A 21024-nucleotide genomic window follows, 5' to 3' on the forward strand; every position below is an offset into this window, starting at 1 on the left:
TACTTAGGGCCGGGCGGCGTTCCGTTTTTCCAAGTGACTCGCTGTAAGAGCGAAACCCTAGGTGGCCGTTACCGCAGCAACGGATATACACGCAATCTAAATTACAAATCTGCGGGGCTTCATCATGCGGGTTATCGGCGCGATTAAACGTTGGCCGCCAGCTTCCCACCCGCCAACCGTCGCTTGTACGCACTGTCACGATTGGCCAGCCACCAGTACAGCGGCGACGTAATCAACAGGCCCACCAACCAGGACAAATCCGCGCCGTTGATGTGCTCGGAAATCGGTCCGACATACAGCGGCGTGTTCATGAACGGGATCTGAACCACGATGCCGATCGCGTAGGCCAGCAGCGCCTGCGGATTGTAGCGACCGTAGATACCGCCATCGACGTGGAAGATCGAATCGATGTCGTACTTGCCTTTGTGAATGGCGTAGAAGTCGATCAGGTTGATCGCTGTCCACGGCACCAACACCACCAGCAATACCAACACCATGTCGACGAAGTGGCCGATGAAGTCAGCGGAGGCACCGACGGCGGCAAAGCAGCAGGCCGCGAGCACAATGACCGAGAGCACGGCGCGGCTCTTGGCGGTGGGGATCCAGCGGTAGGCGAAGGTTTGTACCAGGGTGATCAGCGACAGCACGGCGCCATAGAGGTTGAGTGCGTTGTGGCTGATGACGCTAAGCAGGAACAGCACCAGCATCAGCGGGCCGATGGAACCGGTGGCGAGCTTGACCGCGTCCATGGTGTCCATGCCGACTGGCGTGGCCAGTACGGCGACGGCGCCGAAGACGAACGAGAGGCTGGAACCGAGCACTGTGCCCAGGTAGGTGGTCCAGAAGGTGGCCGCCACGGGCACATTGGCCGGCAGGTAGCGCGAGTAGTCGGACACGTAGGGCGCGAAGGCGATTTGCCACAGCGCGGCCAGGGAAACCGTTGCCAGCCAGCCGGAAATGTTGAAACCGCCACGGGTGAGGAAATCGTCAGTCTGCACGTGGGTCAGGATGTAGCCGAAGCCCAGCACGATGCCGATGCCCAATACCCAGGTGCCGATACGGTTGAGCACGTGGATGAAGCGATAGCCGATGATGCCGATGATGCCCGAACCCAGGGCACCAATGACGATGCCCACCGGTACCGGCACGCTATCAACCACGCCGTGCAGGGATTTGCCGGCCAGCACGATGTTGGACGCGAAGAAGCCGATGTACATGACGCCGGCGATCAGCACCACCAGCAGGGCACCCAGGGAACCGAACTGGGCGCGGCTCTGGATCATCTGCGGGATACCCATCTGCGGTCCCTGGGCCGAGTGCAGGGCCATCAGCACGCCGCCGACCAAGTGGCCGACGAGGATGGCGACGATGCCCCAGACCAGGTTCAGGTGGAACATCTGCACGCCGAGGGCGCCGGTGACGATGGGCAAGGGGGCGATGTTGCCACCGAACCACAGGGTGAACAGGTCTCGGGTCTTGCCATGACGATCTTGCGGCGGCACGTAGCCGATCGTGTGTTTCTCGATGAGCGGGGCGCTCGTTGCTGCAGTGGTTACCATGATGAACTCCAAGGCAAAGTGAGTACGTGGACGTACTTCGGTGAGCGTCGCGCGAACGACGCTTTTCTTGTTGGAGCGATCATGTGCAATGGATCGGGATAGATAAATTAGTAAGTTTGTTGCCTCAAACCTTAAAAAATATATGCCGTGGCTGCGCTCGCCTCCGGTATGTTCAGCCTTGACGCAAAACCCTTGTGGGCGCTGTCGATTCCTTGACTTTCCGGAGGTCCCCATGGCCGCTTACAACCTGCGCCAACTCAGATATTTCGTCACCACGGCCGACTGCGGCAGCGTGGCCGAGGCTTCGCGCAAGCTCTATATCGCGCAACCATCGGTGTCGACGGCGATCAAGCACCTGGAAGAGAGTTTTGGCGTGCAACTGTTCATCCGACATCACGCCCAGGGCGTTTCACTGACGCCGAGCGGCTCGCGGTTCTACCGCAAGGCCCAGGAGCTGCTGCGGGTCGCCCATGAGTTTGAGCAAAATGCCCTGGCGGACAATGACGTGGTGGCGGGGCAGATCGATATCGGCTGTTTTGAAACCGTGGCGCCGCTGTACCTGCCGCGCCTGATCGCCGGTTTCAAGGCACGTTGGCCGGGGGTGGAAATCCGCATTCGCGATGGCGAGCAGCAGGAGTTGGTGCAAGCGTTGACCGCCGGCAGCATCGACATGGCCATGGTCTTCGAACACGACCTGGACAGCACGATCGAGACGGTGGCACTGATGCCGCCGCAGCAACCCTACGCCTTGCTTCCCGCGGACCACCGCTTCGCGCAGCAGGCGAAAGTTTCGCTGCACGACCTGGTGCTGGAGCCGATGATCCTGCTGGATGTGGTGCCCAGCCGAACCTATTTCGTGAGCATCTTCGAAGAGCGCGGGCTGACGCCGAATATCGTCTTCAGTTCGCCTTCGATCGAAATGGTCCGGGGGATGGTAGGACGGGGTTTCGGCTTTTCGATCCTGGTGACCAAACCGTTTTCCGAATACACCTATGACGGGCAAAAAGTCGTGTGCGTGCCGCTGGCCGAAGCCGTGACCGGCTCCGGGTTGTCAGCGGCGTGGTTGCGCAGGGCGCAGCTGACCAAGCCGGTGCAGCTGTTCGTGGACTACTGTCAGGAAGAACTGGCCCGGCTCTATACCTGAGCATCGGGCCAGCCATCAGTTGCCGATCGCCAGCAGCATCCGTTGCAGCATGGCATCGCAGCCATGCAGTTGCTCCAGGCTGACGAACTCGTCGGGTTTATGACCTTGCTCCATGCTGCCGGGGCCACACACCACCGTCGGGATTCCCGCCGCGTCGAACAGGCCGCCCTCGGTGCCGAACGCCACCGTACCGAAATCCCGAGAGCCGGAGAACGCCGCGATCAACTCAGCGGCTTCGCTGCGGGCATCGGTGGCCAGGCCGGGGTACGCCGACAACTCACTGAAACGGATCTCGCTGTGCTCACTCACGGCGCGCATGCGCGGCAACAGTTGCTGCTCGGCGTAGGCCTGCAGTTCCTGCGCCACCCGGCGCGGGTCATGTGAGGGCAGGGCGCGAACCTCGAAGTCGAAGCGGCAGTCGGCCGGGACGATGTTCAAGGCCTTGCCGCCGCCAATCACGCCGGTCTGCACCGTGGAGAACGGTGGATCGAAACGCGCGTCATGGAGTTCGGGGGCCTTGAGCCGTTGGCCGATGCGCCCCAGTTCACTGACCAGCTCGGCCGCGTATTCGATGGCATTCACCCCAAGCGGGGCGTAGGCCGAATGGCAGGCGTGACCGTGGATGTCACAGCGCATCGCCAGCTTGCCCTTGTGGCCCAGCACCGGTTTGAGTTCGGTGGGTTCGCCAATGATGCACAGCATGGGTTTGACCGGTCGTTGTTCCAGGGCCTTGAGCAGGGAGCGCACGCCCAGGCAGCCGACTTCTTCATCGTAGGACAGGGCGATATGCACCGGCAATCGCAACGAGGCCTGCACCAGCGATGGCACCAGGGCGAGCACGCAGGCGATGTAGCCCTTCATGTCCGCCGTGCCGCGACCGTACAGTTTGCCCCCCAGCTCGGTGAGCTGAAACGGCGCGACGGTCCACGGCTGGCCGTCGACGGGCACCACGTCGGTGTGCCCCGAGAGCACGATGCCTGGCCGGTCCGCCGGGCCGATCGTGGCAAACAGATTGGCCTTGCTGCGCTCCTGGTTGTAGACCAGTTGGCACGGCACATCGAAACCTGCGAGGTAGTCGCGGACAAACTCGATCAGCTGCAGGTTGGATTCGCGGCTGGTGGTGTCGAACGCCACCAGCGTTGCGAGCAGATCGCGGCTGGCGCTCATCGATCGTCTCCGGCGACACCATAGCCAGGGGACCTGTCGGGCGCCAGGGCGCGGTCGATATAGTCCTGGACTTGCGGACGGTAGGCCTGCCAGAGTTTTTGCAGCTGGCCAATCGGGTCTTCATCGGCCCAGTCGACCCGCAGGTTGACGATCGGCCAAGTCAGTTCCCCGACAACCAGCACCGCGGCCGAATGCACTGGCCCGGCTTCGCCACCGGCCGCCATGCCGCCTTGCATCGCCGCGAGCAAACGGTCGGCCAGATGGCCTTCGGCCTGTTCGAAGGCGCTGACCATGGCCTCGATTACGCCGGGGGCCGCGAGCATGTTGCCGGCCGCCACGCATTGCTCGCCGGACACCGCATTGTGCTTGCCCAGGGTTTGCGCACCGCTGAAGTGCGCGGTGCGGCCGAGGTGGTCGATGGCAGTGATCTGCCGGTACTGGCTGTAGCCGTTGCGGGTCAGCACCTTGTCCAGGGCCTCCGCAGGTGCGAGGCCTTGCTCCATCAAGGCGAGGGTTTCCGGGCCAAGGGAGGGCAGGGTGATGTTTTGCGTGGAGACGGCACCCACACCGGGCAGCAACCAGGGGCAGCGGGCGCCGACGGCGATGCTCGAGGAGCTGATGGCGATGCCGAACTGGCCGGTTTCGGGGCAGCGGGCGGCTATGGAAAAGGTCATGGCTGTGCTCCTTATTCCGGGATCACCGCGATCACATCAATCTCCATCAGCCACTGTGGCTGACCCAATGCCGTCACCACCAGCCCGGTGGAAATCGGGAACACGCCTTTGAGCCACTTGCCCACTTCCTGATACACCGGTTCGCGGTAGCGCGGGTCGATCAGGTAGGTGGTGGTCTTGACGATGTGGCTCAGGTCGCTGCCGGCTTCTTCCAGCAGTTGCTTGACGTTGCGCATGGCTTGCTCGGTCTGTGCCCGCGGATCGCCGAGGCCAACGAGGTTACCTTCGAAATCGGTGCCGACCTGGCCACGCACATAGACGGTATTGCCGGCGCGGACGGCCTGGCACAGGTCGTTGTCCAGGCTCTGGTTCGGGTAGGTTTCCTTGGTGTTGAACATGCGGATGCGGGTATGGGTTGGCGTAGTCATTTAAAACTCCTGGAGTATGGGGGCCGGCGCGGTTCACGCGCCGGGCAGATATCAAGCGCTGACGGTTGTCTTGTTAGCGGCCGGGGCGTTTTCGGCCTCGCGTTGGCCAGCATCGCGGTACTCGAGGTAGGTGCGCTGGATGGCGATGTGATCGGCCACATACTTGGCGTCATGCCACACGCCCCAGATGAACGAGGAGCCACGGCGGGACTGCCAGGGCAGGCCAAGGAAATACACGCCAGGTTCGCTGGACACACCGCGCTGGTGCTGCGGCTTGCCGTTGTCGTCAAAGGCGTCGACCTTCAGCCAGCTGTAGTCCACGGCAAAACCGGTGGCCCAGATGATCGACGTCACGCCGGCCTTGGCCAGGTCGAGCTCGAGGATCGGCTGGGTGACACAGTCCGGCTCCGGGAAGGTATGACGTGCTTCGGGTTCTTCCGGCAGGTCCAGGCCATTGCGTTCGATGTAGGCATCGGCGGCATCGAGCAAGGCCAGGTAGTTTTCATCGCCCCGGGCCAGGTTCTCCGCCAGGTTCGGCTGGAAGGTCGCCACGCTGCCATTGAACGCTTGGGTCAGGCCCACCAACACCATGCCGGCATGCGCCAAGCCACGGAAATCCACGGTGCGGCCACCCTGGGCGCCACTGACGGCGATGGTCACGTGTTCGCGACCGGGTTTCATGGCGGCCTGGTCCCATTCGCCGAGCACGCCCAGCCACCAGCAGAAATCGCGATTGCGATAGGCGCGGGGCGGGCGATCGTGGGCGCCGACCGACAGGTAGACCTGCTTGCCCGAGCGCTGCAGTTCATCGGCGATCTGCACCCCCGAGGAACCTGCGCCCACCACCAGCACGGCGCCCTCGGGCAATTGTCCGGGATTGCGATAGTCGGCGGAGTGGATCTGCAGCAATTGTGCATCTTTGGGGGCGATCGGCGGGATCACCGGACGCTGGAAGGGCCCCGTGGCAGCCACCACGCGGCTGGCCTCGATCACGCCTTGGGAGGTCTCGATGGTGAAGCCCGGGCGGCCGACATTGCGTTCGACTTTCTTCACTTCCACACCGGTGCGGATCGGCGCCTTGAACTTGCGGGCATACGCTTCGAAGTAATCGGCCACGCGCTCCTTGGGGGCAAAACCATCGGGGCTGATATCGTCGAATTCCAGGCCCGGAAAACGGTCGTGCCAGGCCGGACCATTGGCCACCAGCGAATCCCAGCGGCCGGTGCGCCAGCGCTCGGCGATACGGTTGCGCTCCAGCACCAGGTGCGGCACGCCGAGCTTGCTCAGGTGTTCACTCATGGCGACGCCGGCCTGGCCGGCGCCAACAATCAAGGTATCTATTATTGTTTTATCAATGGTCATCTCTTTGCCCTTCGAAGTTGGATAAAGGTCTATGTCGACCTGCCATTTCTTGGGCTCAAGACTAGGGATCAGCCTGATATCGGTAAAATATTATTAAGCTGGCATTTGAGTATAAATAACTGATGCAGAGCGTTTGCGGCGTGGGGTTGGCGAGGGTGGGATTGAACGTTCGTCGGCCGGCACCCTGCAATCGCTGCCCATTCCATCACGGCTGCTAAGCTTCGACCTTGCCACGTACTGGCCTGCCCAGGGCCCGGAAGGGGCAAGCGATTGTCGGCAATCTGCACGGAGGCAGGCAATGGTGATCAAGCACACAGGTCCTGCAAGTGCAGAGGGTACTGCCGTGCCGCTCGATCCTGAAGAGATGGAGCGGGTGCTGGCGTTGCTGCTGGCCAGTCCGTTGTTCGCCAGGTCCCGGCGCATGGGCAGTCTGTTGCGGTTTCTGGTCGAACACGACCTGCAATCGGCCCATGTTCCCCTGACCGAACACGCCATCGGTATCGCCGTGTTTCGTCGCGATCCGGCGGTGTATTGCACCGGTGACGATCCGGTGGTGCGGGTGCAGGTGGGGCGGTTGCGGCGCAAACTCGCCAGCCATTACGCCACGGTGGGGCAGCAGGAACCGGTGCGACTGAGCATTGCGCCTGGTTGTTATCGCCTGGCCTATCAGCGACTGCGCCCCAATGCAGGGGCCGCGTACCACCCTGTCTTGCAGATCCAGCCCTTTACCTGCATTACCCGCGAGGGCGATGACTTTGCGCGTGGCCTGTGCGAGGAGCTCAGTTGTCGCCTGTTCGAGTCGTTCGAGCAGGCACAGACCGGTGGCAACCATGTATTGATAAGGATGCCGCGCAGCAGTGTGAAAACAACGAATGCCCGGCGTGGCGGCCGCTACTGCTATTGCCTGGAGGGCAGCGTGCGGGTCGAGCCGGCACGGGTTCGGGCATCGCTGCGGTTGGTGGATGCGGCGCAGGGGCGGATTCGCTGGTCGGCCCAGTTTGATCGCAATCAGCCCTATGGCATTGCTACCCAGGAGGATCTGGCAGCCTCTATCTGCCTGTCGCTAGCGGGTTATTTTGCCCAAGCTCCATTCGATGAATAGAGGGGGCAACGCGTGGTTGCCCCCGCTGCGCTCATCAAACGGTTTTCCATTGACCGCCTTCGTAAAGGCGACCTGCGGTGTTATCGAAGGTCAGGTCGATTTCGATCGCCTTTGAGCGTGAGGTACTGAACATGGTACTGGTCTGCACATCCTGTTCGAACCATACGAGGATAGTTTCCACAGGAGTCAGTACGGTATTGCCGGTGACCACCCGATTGACGGCCACGTAGATGGGTGTACTGACCTGATTGCCATCGATGCCGGTGGACAACTGGTTGATCCCCGGATGGATTGGCGCGAAGTTGTTCACGAACGTCACGGAAACTTCGGGCCCGCCCGTGACTGCCGGGCTCAGCAAGCCGTGTTCATCGAGTGTCGAGGTTTGCCCCAAACCGATATTGACGACATTGGTCGAGACTTTGACTTGTACGTTTTCCTGGAACACGTTGGTGGCGAACAGCTGATACAGCGGCGTCCAGCTGAATTCGTTATTGCTCAGGTAGGCGGAGTAGGACTGCCAGACCACGTTGTAGTCGGCAGTACCGACTTTCTTGGCGAAGCACAGCTTGTAGCCGGACTTCTTCAGCTGGGTCAGGTCGTCTGGGGCAATTTCAATGGTTACGGTTTTTTGCGAAGCCGCCAGGGCGGACCTCAAGACCCGACCGTAATCGGTGGATTTCAGCGCAGTGGCAGCACCCATGATCGACTTGACGGCTTCTTGCACATCATTGTGAAGCTGCTGGCTTTGTTGGCTGACAGCGATTGATTTGCTCATGGTTTCCCTCTTCCTTGGTGGTGTGTCGGGCAGACGATGGGCCGCTAGCGGTCAAGCCGGTCGGTCCATCGAGGCTTTCAATCTAGGCGCATGGGGCAGGGTGCCCAAGTGTCTTGGCGTTACAGGCGGGTATCGGGGTTGTATCAAACGTTATTACGATTGGTTTGTAGGCTTTTTTCCGCATCTAAGTGCGAAATTTCCTAAAGTGCAATTGAGGTGAGAAAAGTTGAAAGTAGGATACTTCATTGATGCTGTAGGATGCCTAAATATGTCCTGAGGACAGACTTAAATTGAAACTGAATTTCCAAATAACCTCGACATCTTTCTTGTTTGATTGTCTAGGCTTGTCGAACGTAGTCCTTGCAATTTTATTGTCAAGGAAGTGGTTATCACGAAAAAACGGGAGGGGTTATGGCTTCAAGCAGCTTTCAGAACGAAGTGCCAAAGGCACGGGTCAACATAAAACTCGACCTGCATACCGGCGGTGCGCAGAAAAAAGTCGAATTACCGCTGAAGCTGATGGTCATGGGTGACTACAGCAATGGCAGGGAACAGCGCCCCTTATCAGCCCGAAGCAAGGTTTCAATCAACAAAAACAACTTCGATAGCGTCTTGGCGGAGTTTACTCCGGTGTTGAAAGTGGCCGTGGAAAATACCCTGGTCGATGACGCTGGCGACGCCTCGGTCGAGCTGAAGTTCCAGCGCATGAAGGACTTCGAGCCGGAGCAGGTGGCGCGGCAAATCCCGCATCTGCGCGCGCTTTTGGCCATGCGCAACCTCTTGCGTGACCTCAAGTCGAATCTGCTGGACAACGCCACCTTTCGTCATGAGCTGGAACGTATCCTCAAGGATGATGCGCTCAGCGACGAGTTGCGCGCCGAGTTGGCCACGTTGGTACCGGAAGAAAATCGTTAATCCACTTCGGTTCGTTTAAAGGGAAGTTACTTTAATGTCCATCGAAAGTTCTAACGTGCAATCGCGCGACGCTACAGTGTTGTCCGAAGAAAGAGGCGTATATGGCGCACTGTTTGGCAAGATCAATCTCAGTCCGGTCGAAACCCTGAGTAGTATCGAAGTATTTCAAAATACCGAGGCGCTCTCCGAAGTGTCCGCCGATGAGCGAGTAACGGCGGCTGTCAGTGTATTTCTGAAACTGCTGGGGCAGTCTTCGCAGAAATTCGAACGCCTGGATAAAGTCCTGCTCGATGAACACATTGCAGCCCTGGATACGCAAATCAGCCGGCAACTCGATGCGGTGATGCACCACCCCGATTTCCAGCGGGTCGAGTCAACCTGGCGCGGAGTCAAGTCGCTGGTCGACCAGACCGATTTTCGTCAGAACGTGCGCATTGAATTGCTCGATATCAGTAAGGAGCATCTGGTCCAGGATTTCGACGATGCACCGGAAATTGCGCAAAGCGGCCTGTACATGCATACCTACACCCAGGAGTACGACACTCCCGGCGGGGAGCCCATTGCCGCCGCGATCTCCAACTATGAGTTCGATTGCAGGCCGCAGGATATCGCCCTGCTGCGCAACATTTCCAAAGTCGCGGCCGCCGCGCACATGCCCTTCATTGGCACGGTTGGCCCGGCCTTCTTCGGCAAGCGCTCGATGGAAGAAGTGGCCGCCATCAAGGACATCGGCAACTATTTTGACCGTGCCGAATACCTGAAATGGAAGGCGTTCCGCGACAGTGACGACGCTCGTTACATCGGCCTGGTCATGCCCCGTGTCCTGGGGCGCCTGCCTTATGGGCCGGACACCGTTCCGGTGCGCAGCTTCAACTACGTCGAGAGCGTCAAGGGCCCGGACCACGACAAGTACCTATGGACCAGCGCCTCGTTCGCCTTTGCCGCCAACATGGTCAAGAGCTTCATTGCCAATGGCTGGTGCGTGCAGATCCGCGGGCCGCAGTCGGGCGGCGCGGTGACCGAACTGCCGATCCACCTCTACGATCTGGGCACCGGCAACCAGGTAAAGATTCCTTCGGAAGTCATGATCCCGGAGACTCGCGAATTCGAATTCGCCGACCTCGGTTTCATCCCGCTGTCGTATTACAAGAACCGCGACTACGCGTGCTTCTTCTCCGCCAACTCGACCCAGAAAGCGGCCCTGTACGACACCGCCGATGCGACCGCCAACAGCCGCATAAATTCGCGCCTGCCCTACATTTTTCTGCTGTCGCGCATTGCCCATTACCTAAAGCTGATCCAGCGCGAGAACATCGGCACCACCAAGGACCGGCGCTTGCTGGAGCTGGAGCTGAACAAGTGGATTGGCGGGCTGGTCACCGAGATGACCGACCCGGGCGACGACCTGCAGGCCTCGCACCCGCTGCGTGACGCCAAGGTCACCGTGGAAGACATCGAGGACAACCCGGGCTTCTTCCGCGTCAAGCTGTACGCCGTGCCGCACTTCCAGGTCGAAGGCATGGACGTCAATCTTTCGCTGGTGTCGCAGATGCCCAAGCGCAAGGCCGACGGCGTTCGCGGGGAATCCAGGTCTTGAAAATCGACCGTCCCGTATGGTCTGCGGGGGCGCTGCTGTGCCCCCAGCAGTTCCAGCAGCAGGCACGCTGGGAAGCCTGGTCCAACGATCGCCTGGCACATTTGTCTCTGGTCCACCCCTGGGGGGTTCAGGCGGTGGCGTTTGATACGGAGGCCCTGCGCCTCGGCAAGCTCAAGGCCACGCAGTTATGCCTGCGCATGCCTGATGGCACCTTGGTTGATAGCGATCTGGTGGATCGTTTGCCCTGTGCTCTGGAATTGACCCACCTGCTTTCCGGTGAAGTTCAGGACGCTACGGTGCTCTTGGCCTTGCCGCTGGAACAGGCCAATGGCAACAACTGCTTGCTCGATAGCACCAAGGTCGAGCGACCGACGCGCTATCGGCAGGACTGGCGCAATGTGCAGGATTTCTACGATGGCGAGTCGCAACAGATCGGCGTGCTCGAACACGCGCTGAGCCTGCGCTTTGCCCACGACGACAACGCCGATTACCTGACCTGCCCAATCGCGCGCTTGATGCCGGACGGGCAGGGTGTATGGGGCCTCGACAGCGCTTATGTGCCACCACTGCTCGAGTTCGCGGCTCATTCGGGATTGCTGGCTCAGCTGGATAACCTGCTGATCCAGTTGTCCGCCAAGCGCCAACGGCTGATGGGCATGCGTCGTGAAAGTAACCAGCGCATGGCCGACTTTGCCGTAGCCGATGTATCGCTGTTCTGGCTGCTCAATGCCTTGAACACCTATCAGCCGATTCTGGCGGATCTCAAAACCCATCCGGCACAGCATCCCGAGCTGGTCTATCGGGAACTGGCCAAGTTGGCCGGAGGCCTGCTGACCTTTTCCCTGGAACACGACATCGAGCAGATCCCGCCTTACCGGCATGAGCATCTGGAAAGCGTCTTTCCACCGCTGTTGCGCCTGGTTTCCACCTTGCTGGAGGCCAGCCTGCCTTCGCGTGTCATTGCCCTGGAGCTTGCGGAGGACGGCGCCAATCGCTGGAAGGTCAGCCTCAATGATCCACGTCTGCGTGAGCGTGAAGGTGCCGATTTCTATCTGTCAGTGCGTTGCCGCTTGCCGGCAGCACAGGTGCAGAGCCAGTTTCCGCGCTTGTGCAAGATCGGCACGCCGGATGAAGTCGATCAGCTGATCAACGCCGCGCTCGATGGTGTGCCGTTGCAGCCGCTCAGCCATGTCCCGGCAGCCATTCCACTGAGGCTGGAAAACCAGTATTTCGACCTGGATCTCGACCACGCCAAGGGCCAGGCGGTGCTGGCTGCGGGGGTCTGCGCCTTCTACGTCCCGAGCACGCTGGCCGAGGTCAAACTTGAACTCTTTGCGGTGTTGCGCGCATGAACCTGAAAGCCTCAAGAAAACCTACCGCACTGGCGGTGGATATCGACGCCTTGCTGCAGGACAGCTACCTGCTGGTGGTGGAACTGCGCCAGGGGGCATCGACGCTCGCTGGCACGGCGCTGTGGGACCTTTGCGTCAAGCAGGTCGAGCATGTTCGCCAGTTGCTCCAGCTCGCCGGCCTGAACCCGCGCAGCATCGATCACATCAGCCATGCCCAGTGCGCCTTGCTCGATGAAACCGTACTCCGTGTCGAAACGCAGGCTCGCGATGCCTGGACGAAAGAGCCCTTGCAAGCGAAGTTCTTCAATCGCCACCAGGCCGGCGAGTTCCTGTATGAAGACATGCGCGAAGTCTTGCGTGATCCTGCGCCTGATCCACTGGTGCTGACAGTGTTCCATCGGGTGTTGATGCTGGGCTTCCAGGGGCGTTACCGCGATGCCGGCGACCCTGTGCGCGAGCAGTTGTTGAGCACCTTCCATGCGCAGGTCGCCCCTTTGGGAATCAGCCGCTCGCTGGCGACAACAGTGAAGATCGGACAGCGACTGCGCATGCGCTTGTGGCCACATTCGCCGCTGGCCCATGGTCTGCTTGTAGGGCTGCTCTTCGTCGGTCTGTGGTGGGGGCTTGACCAACTGTTGGCCAATCTCCTCAACTCGGTTTTGCCTGGTGAGGCCTGAAATGAGGCCAATAACCCTGGCCCAGATGCGCGGTCTCTGGTTGTGGGCGGGCGCGCTGTCATTGACATTGTTGATAGTCGTGCCATTGGCCTGGGGCCTGCGGGCAACAGCTGTTCTGGCCGTCGTCTGCGTCATGGTCGTGGCCTGGAACCGGCTGGGGCGCCGTGCAACGTCAATGAGCGCATCATTGATCCTGGCCGAGAATACATCGTTGCCTCCGGCAGCCTACCGCCAACCAGTGGTGCTGGTCTGTGGCGATGGTCTTGTGGAGTTGTTCGGCGAGACACCCGTGGAACAACTGGCCTTGCGCACGACCCACCAGGGTTGCTATGTGCGGGTACCCGAGCTTGAGCAACTGCCTACGCTCACCGCCGGCCTGATGACACTGCGCCCGGAATGGAGTAGGCAGCTCAGCGTCATGTTCATCGTCAACCCGGCCGAGCAGGACGACAGCGCCGTACTGGCTGCACGGGTGCGTGCTTTGCGTTATCAGCTAGGTATCGTCCGAAAGGGCGACATTGCGCTGCCGCTACTGTTGGCGACTTACTTGCAAGCCCCGACCGCAGAGGCTGTCTGGTTCAGTTGGGAGGACGCAGAGGATAGCCCCTGGGTACGCGAGGCCGGAGCCTGCACCAGCCTGGCCGACTGGCAAAGTCACCCTTCAGACAGTGCAACGCGCGCTGCCCGCATGCACGCCAGCGTAAAGCTGAACAGTGTCGTGGCATGGCTCGATCACACGGTATTGCCTCACTTGTCGCCCCGCGATGCCCGCGATCCTGACGGTCTGCCGAAGGTTTGTGCTGTCACCTTCGTACCGCTGCTCGCGCAATCAGTCACGGGCAACTTATGGCAACAATGGCTGCGCAACAAGGTTGCACTGCTTGACGCCAGGCAAGCTGAGCCAGGGCAGTGCATATCCATGCCTTTCCCCGATCCCTTGCTGGCGCTGCTTCCCATGCAGGCTCAACGCGCTCTCTTGCACCGTGCGAGCGTCATCGCCTGGTGGTTGTTCGCCGTTGCCGGGATAACAGCGTTGGCCAGCTCGGCCTGGCAGAACACCCTGTTGGTCCGCCAGGTCAGTGACGACTTGCGTCGTTACAACGCCCTCCCGGTGACTGGGCAACCTGAACGGCCTGAATACATCCTGCGCGAGCAGGCGCTGACGGTGCTGCGCGAGGATGCCCTGCGCCTGGACAGTTACTACCGACACGGCGCTCCCCTGTCGCTGGGACTCGGCCTTTATCGAGGCGAGCGCTTGCGCATCCGGCTGCAGTCGACGATTGCCGGTCACCGTCATCCTTTGTTGGCGCCAAGACTTGCGGGCAATTCAACGCCGGTGCGCCTGGACAGTCTGTCGCTGTTCAACACGGGCAGCGCCCAGCTCAAAGCCGGCTCGACGAAGATCCTGGTCAACGCCCTGGTCGACATCAAGGCCCAGCCTGGCTGGCTCATCGTGATCAGCGGCCATACCGATGCCACCGGCAGCACCGAACAAAACCTGCAGTTGTCCCGCGCCCGAGCTGCCGCCGTGCACGACTGGATGCAGCACATGGGCGGCATCCCTGGAAGTTGCTTTGCGGTTCAGGGTTTCGGTGCGAGCCAGCCCATCGCCAGCAATGACACCGAGGCCGGGCGAAGCGCTAACCGCCGTGTCGATATTCGTCTTGTGCCGGAGCCGGGAGCCTGCGTGTTCCCTGCTGCGGGATCAGACTTGCAACCCCCTGTCGCCTAACGCGGCATTCATGTTCTTAGAGAAGGAGCTTCACATGGCAATTCCCGTTTACCTGTGGCTGAAAAATGATGGCGATGCGGACATCAAGGGTTCGGTCGATGTGATAGGGCGTCAGGGCAGCATCGAGGTGCTGGCCCAGGATCATGGCTTGACCATTCCCACTGACAACAACACCGGCAAGCTGACAGGCACACGGATCCACACGCCGTTCAGGTTCACCAAGGAAATCGATGCTGCCAGCGTCTACTTGCTCAAGGGCGCGTCCCAAGGACAGACGTTCAAGAGCGCCGAGTTCAAGTGGTATCGCATCGATGACGCGGGCCAAGAGGTCGTTTACTACACCGTTCTGCTTGAAAACGTAAAGGTCGTGAGCGTCGTGACGAAAATGCACGACATCAAGGACCCGACAAAGGAAAAACACAATCACCTGGAAGACGTCCAGTTGCGTTACGAGAAGATCACCTGGAAGTTCGCCGAGGGCAACTTCAGTCACTCCGATGCCTGGGACGAGCGTCAGGGCGCTTAGCCCACTGAGCTCGCAGGTACTTATGCCTGCGGGTTCGATTTTCCGAGTTGAGCCTCCGAACGCGGGCGCTCAGCCAGCCCCATCGAGTTTCGGGCTCGTCGATGACCAACCGCATACTCAAAACAAGGACGTACCCCCATGGTACAGAATGCCTCCCGCTTGCTTCGCCGTCTCAATCCCTACTGTGCCCAGGCGCTGAGCGCGGCGGCGACCCTGTGCCAAAGTCGCGCCCATGGCTACATCAGTATCGAGCACTGGTTGCTTAAATTATTCGAACAGGGCGAGGGCGACCTGACGCTCATTGCCCGTCGCTACGAATGGGATCTGGACGCGCTCTGGCGCGGACTGCTTGAACACCTGGACACACTACAGCGTAGCGTGCACGGCAAGCCGCAGCTGTGTGGCAAATTGCAGCAATTGATCAGGAACGCCTGGCTGCGCGCATCGCTGGACAGTCAGGAACAGCTGCGCTCGGCCCACTTGCTCGGCGCGTTGCTGGAGTCACCCGAACTGCTGGTTTGTGACGCAGCCTGGCCACTGTTCAGCATCAGCGAAACCCAACTGCAGCATTTGTTCGTGCTGCTCGATCAACATTCCGAAGAGCGCCCCCAAGTGCAGCAAGAGGCTGCCATTGATCAGGCACCGGTCTCGATTGATGGGCTGGCGACGCCTTCATCCGCTTCCGGCAACCACGATGCCTTGCAGGCCGTGCTGGACAGGTTCACCCAGGACGTCACCGCAAAGGCCCGGGAAGGGCAGATCGATCCGGTGTTCGGCCGTGACGATGAGATCCGCCAGATCATCGATATCCTCAGTCGTCGGCGCAAGAACAATCCGCTGTTGGTCGGCGAGCCCGGCGTCGGCAAGACCGCACTGGTCGAAGGGTTGGCGCTGCGCATCGTCGAGGGCAACGTTCCGGACAGCCTCAAACCGGTCAGCGTACGCACTCTCGACCTGGGGTTGCTGCAAGCGGGTGCCGGGGTCAAGGGTGAGTTCGAGCAGCGCCTGAAAAACGTCATCGATGCCGTGCAGCAATCGGCAAACCCAGTGCTGTTGTTCATCGATGAAGCCCATACCCTGATCGGCGCCGGCAACCAGGCGGGCGGTGCCGACGCGGCGAACCTGCTCAAGCCCGCACTCGCCCGGGGCGAATTGCGCACTATTGCCGCCACTACCTGGAGCGAATACAAGCAGTACTTTGAGCGCGATGCCGCCCTGGAACGACGCTTCCAGAAGGTCAAGGTCGACGAGCCGGATGACCACGATGCCTGCCTCATGCTGCGTGGCCTGAAGGCGCGTTACGCCAGCCATCATGGCGTGCACATCCAGGATGCGGCAGTGCAGGCCGCAGTCACGCTATCGCGGCGTTACCTGACCGGTCGACAGTTGCCCGACAAGGCCGTCGACCTGCTCGACACCGCCAGTGCCCGGGTGCGCATGAGCCTTGATTGCGAGCCCCAGGCACTGGTCAGACTCAAGGCCGGGCAGGCGGCCCTGGAGCTTGAACGGCAGGCACTGGTAGAGGATGCACAACTCGGCGATTGCAGCGTTGACGAGCGCCTTGACCTGATTGATGCGCAACGGGTCGACCTGCAAGACCAGCGCACTGCGCTGGTGCGCCAGTATCGCGACGAACTCGACCTGACCCGCCAACTGCTTGATGCACGTCAGGCTGACCCCCTGCAGATCTCGCTTTGTACTCGACTGCAACAGCAGCTTGCGAAGGTGCAGGGCAGCCAGCCGTTGCTCTCGCTGGACGTCAACCCACGCAGCGTGGCCGAAGTGATCGCTGACTGGACCGGCGTGCCGCTGGGCAGTCTGCTCAAGGACGAACAGGCCAGCCTGCTTGAACTGGAGCAACAATTGAGTGACCGCGTCGTCGGCCAGAATCACGCTCTCGGCGCCCTGGCCCAGCGCCTGCGCGCGGCCAAGACCGGCCTGACCGAAGAGCAGGCTCCCTTGGGCGTGTTCCTGCTGGTAGGCACCAGCGGCGTCGGCAAGACAGAAACCGCCCTGGCGCTGGCCGACTGTCTGTTCGGTGGCGAACAGTCGCTGATTACCCTGAACCTCTCCGAGTACCAGGAGGCCCATACCGTCAGCCAACTCAAGGGCTCGCCACCGGGTTATGTAGGTTACGGCCAAGGTGGCGTACTCACCGAAGCGGTACGCCGGCGCCCCTACAGCGTGGTATTGCTCGACGAAGTGGAGAAAGCTCACCGCGACGTGCTCAACCTGTTCTACCAGGTCTTCGATCGCGGTTTCATGCGTGATGGTGAAGGGCGCGAAATCGACTTTCGCAACACCGTCATCCTCATGACTTCCAACCTTGGCAGCGATGAACTGCAAGCCTGCGTGCAGCAATATCCTGAAGCACCTGACAGCACCCTGCAGGAGTTGCTGCGGCCACTGTTGCGCGAGCACTTCCAGCCGGCATTGCTCGCGCGCTTCCAGACCCTGATCTACCGCCCTCTGCAAGTCGAAGCATTGGAACGCATCGTCGCGCAAAAACTTGCCAAGGTCGCCCAGCGCCTGCAACGCCACTACGGCCTCAGCTGCCAGATCGAAAACGCGCTCAACCAAGCCCTGGTCGCCGCCTGCCTGCTGCCCGATACCGGCGCGCGCAACATCGACAGCTTGCTCAATCAGCAGATTTTGCCAGTGCTTAGCCTGCAGCTTTTGCAGCGGCAGGCGGCCCATCAGCAAACCCGGGGAGTGACCTTGGGTTACAGCGACGATGAAGGCATCACGCTGCGGTTTATCGATTCCCAGGAAGCGATGCCAAGCGTCGCCAAGGAGGCCTGACCATGAGCACCCAAACGCGCATCTTCTTCAACCACACCCGTCACAAATTCGCGATCCGCTGGTTCGACGCCGCGTTCGATGTCCTCGCCTTCGAAGGCGAAGAACACCTCAGCCAACCCTTCACTTACCGCATCGAATTCACCTGCAGCGAGCAAGACCTCAGCGCCGAGAAGATGCTCAACAAGGACGCCAGTTTCAGCCTCTATCCGCCGCCGGCAAAGCCTCCTTACCCTGGCCTGCCAGTGCCCGAGGTCAAGCCGTTGCGCAGCCTGTATGGGATGGTCAATAGCTTCCAGCGCCTGTCCGCCTCCCGCGACGAAGCGCGCTATGAAATCACCCTGCAACCGCGCCTTGCCCTGCTCGATCGTGGCCGTCAGTACCGCCTGTACCAGCAGCAGTCGGTGCCGGAGATCGTCGAGCACATCCTGCGCAGCCGCCACGATTTCCTCGGCCAGCACTTCTTGTTCCAATTGGTGCGCGAATACCCCCGGCGCGAGCAGGTCATGCAGTACGGCGAAAGCGACCTGGCGTTCATCGAGCGGCTGCTGGCCGAGGTCGGCATCTGGTACCGCTTCAGCCACGACGACCGCCTGCGGATCGACGTTGTCGAGTTCCACGACGACCAGCGCCACTACCAGTTTGGCGTGAAATTGCCACTGCGTGCACCCGCCGGTTTCGCCAGCGGTGAGGACGGCGTGTGGGGTTTGCAGACCCGCCACCAGGTGGTGGAAAAATCCATCAACTTTCGCGCCTATCACCCCCTTGATGCCCGCGCCTTTCTCGATGGCGAGGTCGACCAGACCCGTGGCACCACGACCAGCACCTACGGCGAGGCCTACCACTACGCCGAACCCTATCGCGTGCTCGGTGACAAACTGGACCAGGACGAAGACCTGCTAAGCGAAAGCGGCTTTTTCTACGCGCGCCTGCGCCACGAGCGCTACCTCAACAGCCAGACCCATCTCAGCGGCGCCAGCAGCAGCGCCACCCTGGCGCCAGGCCAGGTGCTGAAAATCGCCGGCGCGCCCCAGGCCTTTGCCCCTGGCGCGGTGATCACCGGCCTGCGCACTCGTGCCGCCCGCGACCGCAACATCGAAGTGCATTTCGAAGCCATTCCCTACGCCGAGATGGTCTGCTTCCGCCCAAAGGTCCCGCCCAAACCGATCATCGCCGGCACCCTGCCAGCCCGGCTGAGCAGCCCCGAGCGCAACGACCGCTACGCCGAAATCGATCTCGAAGGCCGCTACCGCGTGCGCTTCCTGTTCGACCGCGACACCTGGAAACCCGGCCAGGAAAGCACCTGGCTGCGCCTGGCCCGGCCTTACGGCGGCGACACCCACGGCCTGCACCTGCCAATGCTCGCCGGCACCGAAGTGGCGGTGGCTTTCGAACAGGGCGACCCGGACCGCCCCTACATCGCCCACGCCCTGCACGACAGCGAACACCCGGACCACGTGACCCTGCGCAGGCGCGACCACACCCGCAATGTGCTGCGTACACCGGCGAATAACAAGCTGCGCATGGAAGACCTGCGGGGGCAGGAGCACGTCAAGCTCAGCACCGAATATGGCGGCAAGAGCCAGCTGAACCTGGGGCATCTGGTGGATGCGAAGAAGCAGAAGCGCGGGGAAGGGTTTGAGCTGAGGACGGATGGCCATGGCGCCATCCGTGGCGGTAAGGGTGTGTTCATCAGTGCCGATGAGCAACCGAACGCCCAGGGTCAGGTACTGGACATGCAAGCCGCGCTGGGCCGCTTGCAACAGGCCGTCGAGCAGTTGCAAGGCCTGTCCAGCGAAGCGCAGGCAGCCCTCGCCGAACCAGCCGATGTGCAGGCGCAACTGTCAATGCAGCGCGAGCAAATCGAAGCACTCCAGGCCCAGGTGATCCTGCTCAGCGCGCCCCAAGGCATCGCCTTGACCAGTGGCCAACACCTGCAGCTGGCCGCGCAGGACAACTTGATGCTCAACGCCGGCGGCGACGCCAACCTCAGTGTGGTCAAGCGTCTGTTCTTCGGCATCGGCCAGGGTCTGAGCGTATTCGTGCGCAAGCTGGGGATCAAACTGATCGCCAATCAGGGCCCGGTCTCCGTGCAGGCGCAGAACGACCAACTCGAGCTGCTGGCCCGCCACGAACTGTCGATTACCAGCACCGAAGACGAAGTCCGCATCACGGCAAAAAAGAAAATCACCCTCAATGGCGGCGGAAGCTACTACATCCTCGATGCGAGCGGCATCGAATCGGGGACGGCCGGGGACCACAAGGCCAAGGCGGCGCGTCACGAGTTCAACCTGCCCGCCAGCGAAGCCATTCCTTTGCCTGAACTGCCCGGCTCAGTGTGCAAGGACTGCCTGAAAAGAGCCCGGGCCGCTGCCCAGGGCTTTGTACTCAGGGAGACGCGAGCATGACGTTCACTCAACGCGGTACCTGGATCGATTTGCTGGAGGCCTCCTGCGTGAAGGCGTCTATCACCTGCCTGGACATCATCATCGACCAGGCAGGCAGCAATGCCCCACTGCTTCCAAGTGTAGTCAGTGTGCAGCCATCACTGACTTGGTACTCGTTGTTCACCGGGCTGCCGGAAGCCGGTGCCGAAGAACTGGCGCCGTTGCTGGTGCGCGTTGACCTGGCGCAGCCGCTGCAGCGGCAATGGCTCAAGGGCTTGATGCATGAGTTGCAAGGTCGCTCACAACTACTGGCGCTGGCTTCCCACTGGCCTTTCCAGGCCTTGGCCGAGCACCTGGGGCGCTGCCTTGAGGCACGCAATGGCGGCTATCCAGGGTTGCTGCGCTATTACGATCCGCGTCTGTTCCCGTTGCTGTTCAGCCATGTGTTGCAAGCTGATCAGCAACAGCCGTGGCTGCGTCCCGCGGTGTTCTGGAGCTGGCTCGATCGCGATGGCATTCCCCAGCACTTTCCAGGGGCTCCCGATACGCCCGAAAGCGTCGCAATGTTGAGTCCCATCGAGCTCAGCGACAGTCAGGTAGACACCCTCGGTTGTGCCAGTGATGCCACGTTGGCCATGAACAACCTGCGTCATGCACTGCCTGGCGAGCGGAGCGCCGAACAGCACTTTCAAGCCTGCTACGGCGCCATGCTCGAAGCCACCCTGGCTGGATTGCTGCTGATGCCCGAACGCGAAGCTTTCACCCTCGACAAGTTGCGCATCGCCTGAGTGCCTCGCCCCCGCAAAGACAGGAGTCGAATTTCATGCC

Annotated in this window: 17 protein-coding genes; 11 read left to right on the forward strand and 6 right to left on the reverse strand. The window is 61.2% G+C overall.

Annotation, left to right across the window (positions count from 1 at the left end):
* Nucleotides 1-143: 143 nt before the first annotated feature.
* Complete coding sequence (locus tag AC1Q8Q_RS29705; RefSeq protein ID WP_020798307.1) at nt 144-1559, reverse strand: purine-cytosine permease family protein; 1416 nt, start codon at nt 1557-1559, stop codon at nt 144-146.
* Nucleotides 1560-1791: 232 nt separating this feature from the next.
* Here AC1Q8Q_RS29705 and AC1Q8Q_RS29710 point away from each other — a divergent pair, with 232 nt between their 5' ends.
* Nucleotides 1792-2703: a LysR substrate-binding domain-containing protein gene (locus AC1Q8Q_RS29710; protein WP_020798306.1), complete on the forward strand. Its 912-nt coding sequence runs from the start codon at nt 1792-1794 to the stop codon at nt 2701-2703.
* A gap of 15 nt (nt 2704-2718) precedes the next feature.
* Here the strand turns inward: AC1Q8Q_RS29710 and argE are convergent, their stop codons facing one another.
* Genes argE through AC1Q8Q_RS29730 form a run of 4 tightly spaced genes read right to left on the reverse strand, consistent with a single transcriptional unit; the run spans nt 2719 to nt 6334 of the window.
* The gene (gene argE / locus AC1Q8Q_RS29715; protein ID WP_151142588.1) at nt 2719-3870 is read right to left on the reverse strand and encodes an acetylornithine deacetylase; all 1152 of its coding nucleotides are present in this window, start codon (nt 3868-3870) and stop codon (nt 2719-2721) included.
* A complete protein-coding gene (locus tag AC1Q8Q_RS29720; RefSeq protein ID WP_020798304.1) occupies nt 3867-4544 on the reverse strand; it encodes a DUF1028 domain-containing protein in 678 nt (225 codons plus the stop codon). The genes argE and AC1Q8Q_RS29720 overlap by 4 nt, the downstream gene beginning before the upstream one ends.
* Nucleotides 4545-4555: 11 nt before the next feature.
* Nucleotides 4556-4972, reverse strand: coding sequence for a RidA family protein (locus AC1Q8Q_RS29725; RefSeq protein ID WP_008058648.1), 417 nt, complete (start codon nt 4970-4972; stop codon nt 4556-4558).
* Between the two features lie 51 nt (nt 4973-5023).
* Entirely contained in the window at nt 5024-6334 is a 1311-nt protein-coding gene (locus tag AC1Q8Q_RS29730) for a flavin-containing monooxygenase (protein WP_020798303.1), read from the reverse strand.
* 298 nt (nt 6335-6632) lie between these two features.
* On the opposite strand from AC1Q8Q_RS29730, the gene AC1Q8Q_RS29735 reads away from it, so the two are divergent.
* Nucleotides 6633-7436, forward strand: a complete 804-nt coding sequence (locus AC1Q8Q_RS29735) for a hypothetical protein (RefSeq protein WP_020798302.1) — start codon at nt 6633-6635, stop codon at nt 7434-7436.
* Nucleotides 7437-7470: 34 nt separating this feature from the next.
* Here AC1Q8Q_RS29735 and AC1Q8Q_RS29740 read toward each other — a convergent pair whose 3' ends face one another.
* The gene (locus AC1Q8Q_RS29740; RefSeq protein ID WP_020798301.1) at nt 7471-8211 is read right to left on the reverse strand and encodes a hypothetical protein; all 741 of its coding nucleotides are present in this window, start codon (nt 8209-8211) and stop codon (nt 7471-7473) included.
* 411 nt (nt 8212-8622) lie between these two features.
* On the opposite strand from AC1Q8Q_RS29740, the gene tssB reads away from it, so the two are divergent.
* From tssB to tla1, 9 genes are all read left to right on the forward strand, one after another.
* Nucleotides 8623-9126 (forward strand): type VI secretion system contractile sheath small subunit, encoded by a 504-nt coding sequence (gene tssB, locus AC1Q8Q_RS29745; RefSeq protein WP_020798300.1) that lies wholly within the window; start codon nt 8623-8625, stop codon nt 9124-9126.
* Between the two features lie 34 nt (nt 9127-9160).
* Complete coding sequence (gene tssC, locus AC1Q8Q_RS29750) at nt 9161-10723, forward strand: type VI secretion system contractile sheath large subunit (protein WP_492615864.1); 1563 nt, start codon at nt 9161-9163, stop codon at nt 10721-10723.
* A complete protein-coding gene (gene tssK, locus AC1Q8Q_RS29755; RefSeq protein ID WP_492615865.1) occupies nt 10720-12075 on the forward strand; it encodes a type VI secretion system baseplate subunit TssK in 1356 nt (451 codons plus the stop codon). The genes tssC and tssK overlap by 4 nt, the downstream gene beginning before the upstream one ends.
* Entirely contained in the window at nt 12072-12752 is a 681-nt protein-coding gene (gene tssL, locus AC1Q8Q_RS29760; RefSeq protein ID WP_492615866.1) for a type VI secretion system protein TssL, short form, read from the forward strand. The genes tssK and tssL overlap by 4 nt, the downstream gene beginning before the upstream one ends.
* Nucleotide 12753: 1 nt before the next feature.
* Entirely contained in the window at nt 12754-14484 is a 1731-nt protein-coding gene (locus AC1Q8Q_RS29765) for an OmpA family protein (protein WP_492615867.1), read from the forward strand.
* A 34-nt stretch (nt 14485-14518) separates the two neighbouring features.
* A complete protein-coding gene (locus AC1Q8Q_RS29770) occupies nt 14519-15010 on the forward strand; it encodes an Hcp family type VI secretion system effector (protein WP_020798295.1) in 492 nt (163 codons plus the stop codon).
* A gap of 138 nt (nt 15011-15148) precedes the next feature.
* Nucleotides 15149-17812 (forward strand): type VI secretion system ATPase TssH, encoded by a 2664-nt coding sequence (gene tssH, locus AC1Q8Q_RS29775; RefSeq protein WP_151142576.1) that lies wholly within the window; start codon nt 15149-15151, stop codon nt 17810-17812.
* Nucleotides 17813-17814: 2 nt separating this feature from the next.
* Nucleotides 17815-20217: a type VI secretion system Vgr family protein gene (locus AC1Q8Q_RS29780; protein WP_432668266.1), complete on the forward strand. Its 2403-nt coding sequence runs from the start codon at nt 17815-17817 to the stop codon at nt 20215-20217.
* Nucleotides 20214-20984 carry a toxin Tle1 chaperone Tla1 gene (gene tla1 / locus AC1Q8Q_RS29785; protein ID WP_432668265.1) on the forward strand — a complete coding sequence of 257 codons (771 nt, stop codon included), beginning with the start codon at nt 20214-20216 and terminating at the stop codon, nt 20982-20984. The genes AC1Q8Q_RS29780 and tla1 overlap by 4 nt, the downstream gene beginning before the upstream one ends.
* The last annotated feature ends 40 nt before the right edge of the window (nt 20985-21024 follow it).

Source organism: Pseudomonas sp. GW823-FHT06B06 (genome assembly GCF_058795195.1).

What these genes read in the sequence shown, in the direction of transcription:
- AC1Q8Q_RS29710 (WP_020798306.1), top strand. Translation starts at nt 1,792, where the DNA reads ATGGCCGCTTACAACCTGCGCCAACTCAGATATTTCGTCACCACGGCC.
- AC1Q8Q_RS29730 (WP_020798303.1), bottom strand. Translation starts at nt 6,334, where the DNA reads ATGACCATTGATAAAACAATAATAGATACCTTGATTGTTGGCGCCGGC.
- AC1Q8Q_RS29740 (WP_020798301.1), bottom strand. Translation starts at nt 8,211, where the DNA reads ATGAGCAAATCAATCGCTGTCAGCCAACAAAGCCAGCAGCTTCACAAT.
- tssC (WP_492615864.1), top strand. Translation starts at nt 9,161, where the DNA reads ATGTCCATCGAAAGTTCTAACGTGCAATCGCGCGACGCTACAGTGTTG.
- AC1Q8Q_RS29725 (WP_008058648.1), bottom strand. Translation starts at nt 4,972, where the DNA reads ATGACTACGCCAACCCATACCCGCATCCGCATGTTCAACACCAAGGAA.
- tssB (WP_020798300.1), top strand. Translation starts at nt 8,623, where the DNA reads ATGGCTTCAAGCAGCTTTCAGAACGAAGTGCCAAAGGCACGGGTCAAC.
- tssL (WP_492615866.1), top strand. Translation starts at nt 12,072, where the DNA reads ATGAACCTGAAAGCCTCAAGAAAACCTACCGCACTGGCGGTGGATATC.
- AC1Q8Q_RS29720 (WP_020798304.1), bottom strand. Translation starts at nt 4,544, where the DNA reads ATGACCTTTTCCATAGCCGCCCGCTGCCCCGAAACCGGCCAGTTCGGC.
- AC1Q8Q_RS29770 (WP_020798295.1), top strand. Translation starts at nt 14,519, where the DNA reads ATGGCAATTCCCGTTTACCTGTGGCTGAAAAATGATGGCGATGCGGAC.
- AC1Q8Q_RS29765 (WP_492615867.1), top strand. Translation starts at nt 12,754, where the DNA reads ATGAGGCCAATAACCCTGGCCCAGATGCGCGGTCTCTGGTTGTGGGCG.
- AC1Q8Q_RS29735 (WP_020798302.1), top strand. Translation starts at nt 6,633, where the DNA reads ATGGTGATCAAGCACACAGGTCCTGCAAGTGCAGAGGGTACTGCCGTG.
- AC1Q8Q_RS29705 (WP_020798307.1), bottom strand. Translation starts at nt 1,559, where the DNA reads ATGGTAACCACTGCAGCAACGAGCGCCCCGCTCATCGAGAAACACACG.
- tssH (WP_151142576.1), top strand. Translation starts at nt 15,149, where the DNA reads ATGGTACAGAATGCCTCCCGCTTGCTTCGCCGTCTCAATCCCTACTGT.
- AC1Q8Q_RS29780 (WP_432668266.1), top strand. Translation starts at nt 17,815, where the DNA reads ATGAGCACCCAAACGCGCATCTTCTTCAACCACACCCGTCACAAATTC.
- tla1 (WP_432668265.1), top strand. Translation starts at nt 20,214, where the DNA reads ATGACGTTCACTCAACGCGGTACCTGGATCGATTTGCTGGAGGCCTCC.
- argE (WP_151142588.1), bottom strand. Translation starts at nt 3,870, where the DNA reads ATGAGCGCCAGCCGCGATCTGCTCGCAACGCTGGTGGCGTTCGACACC.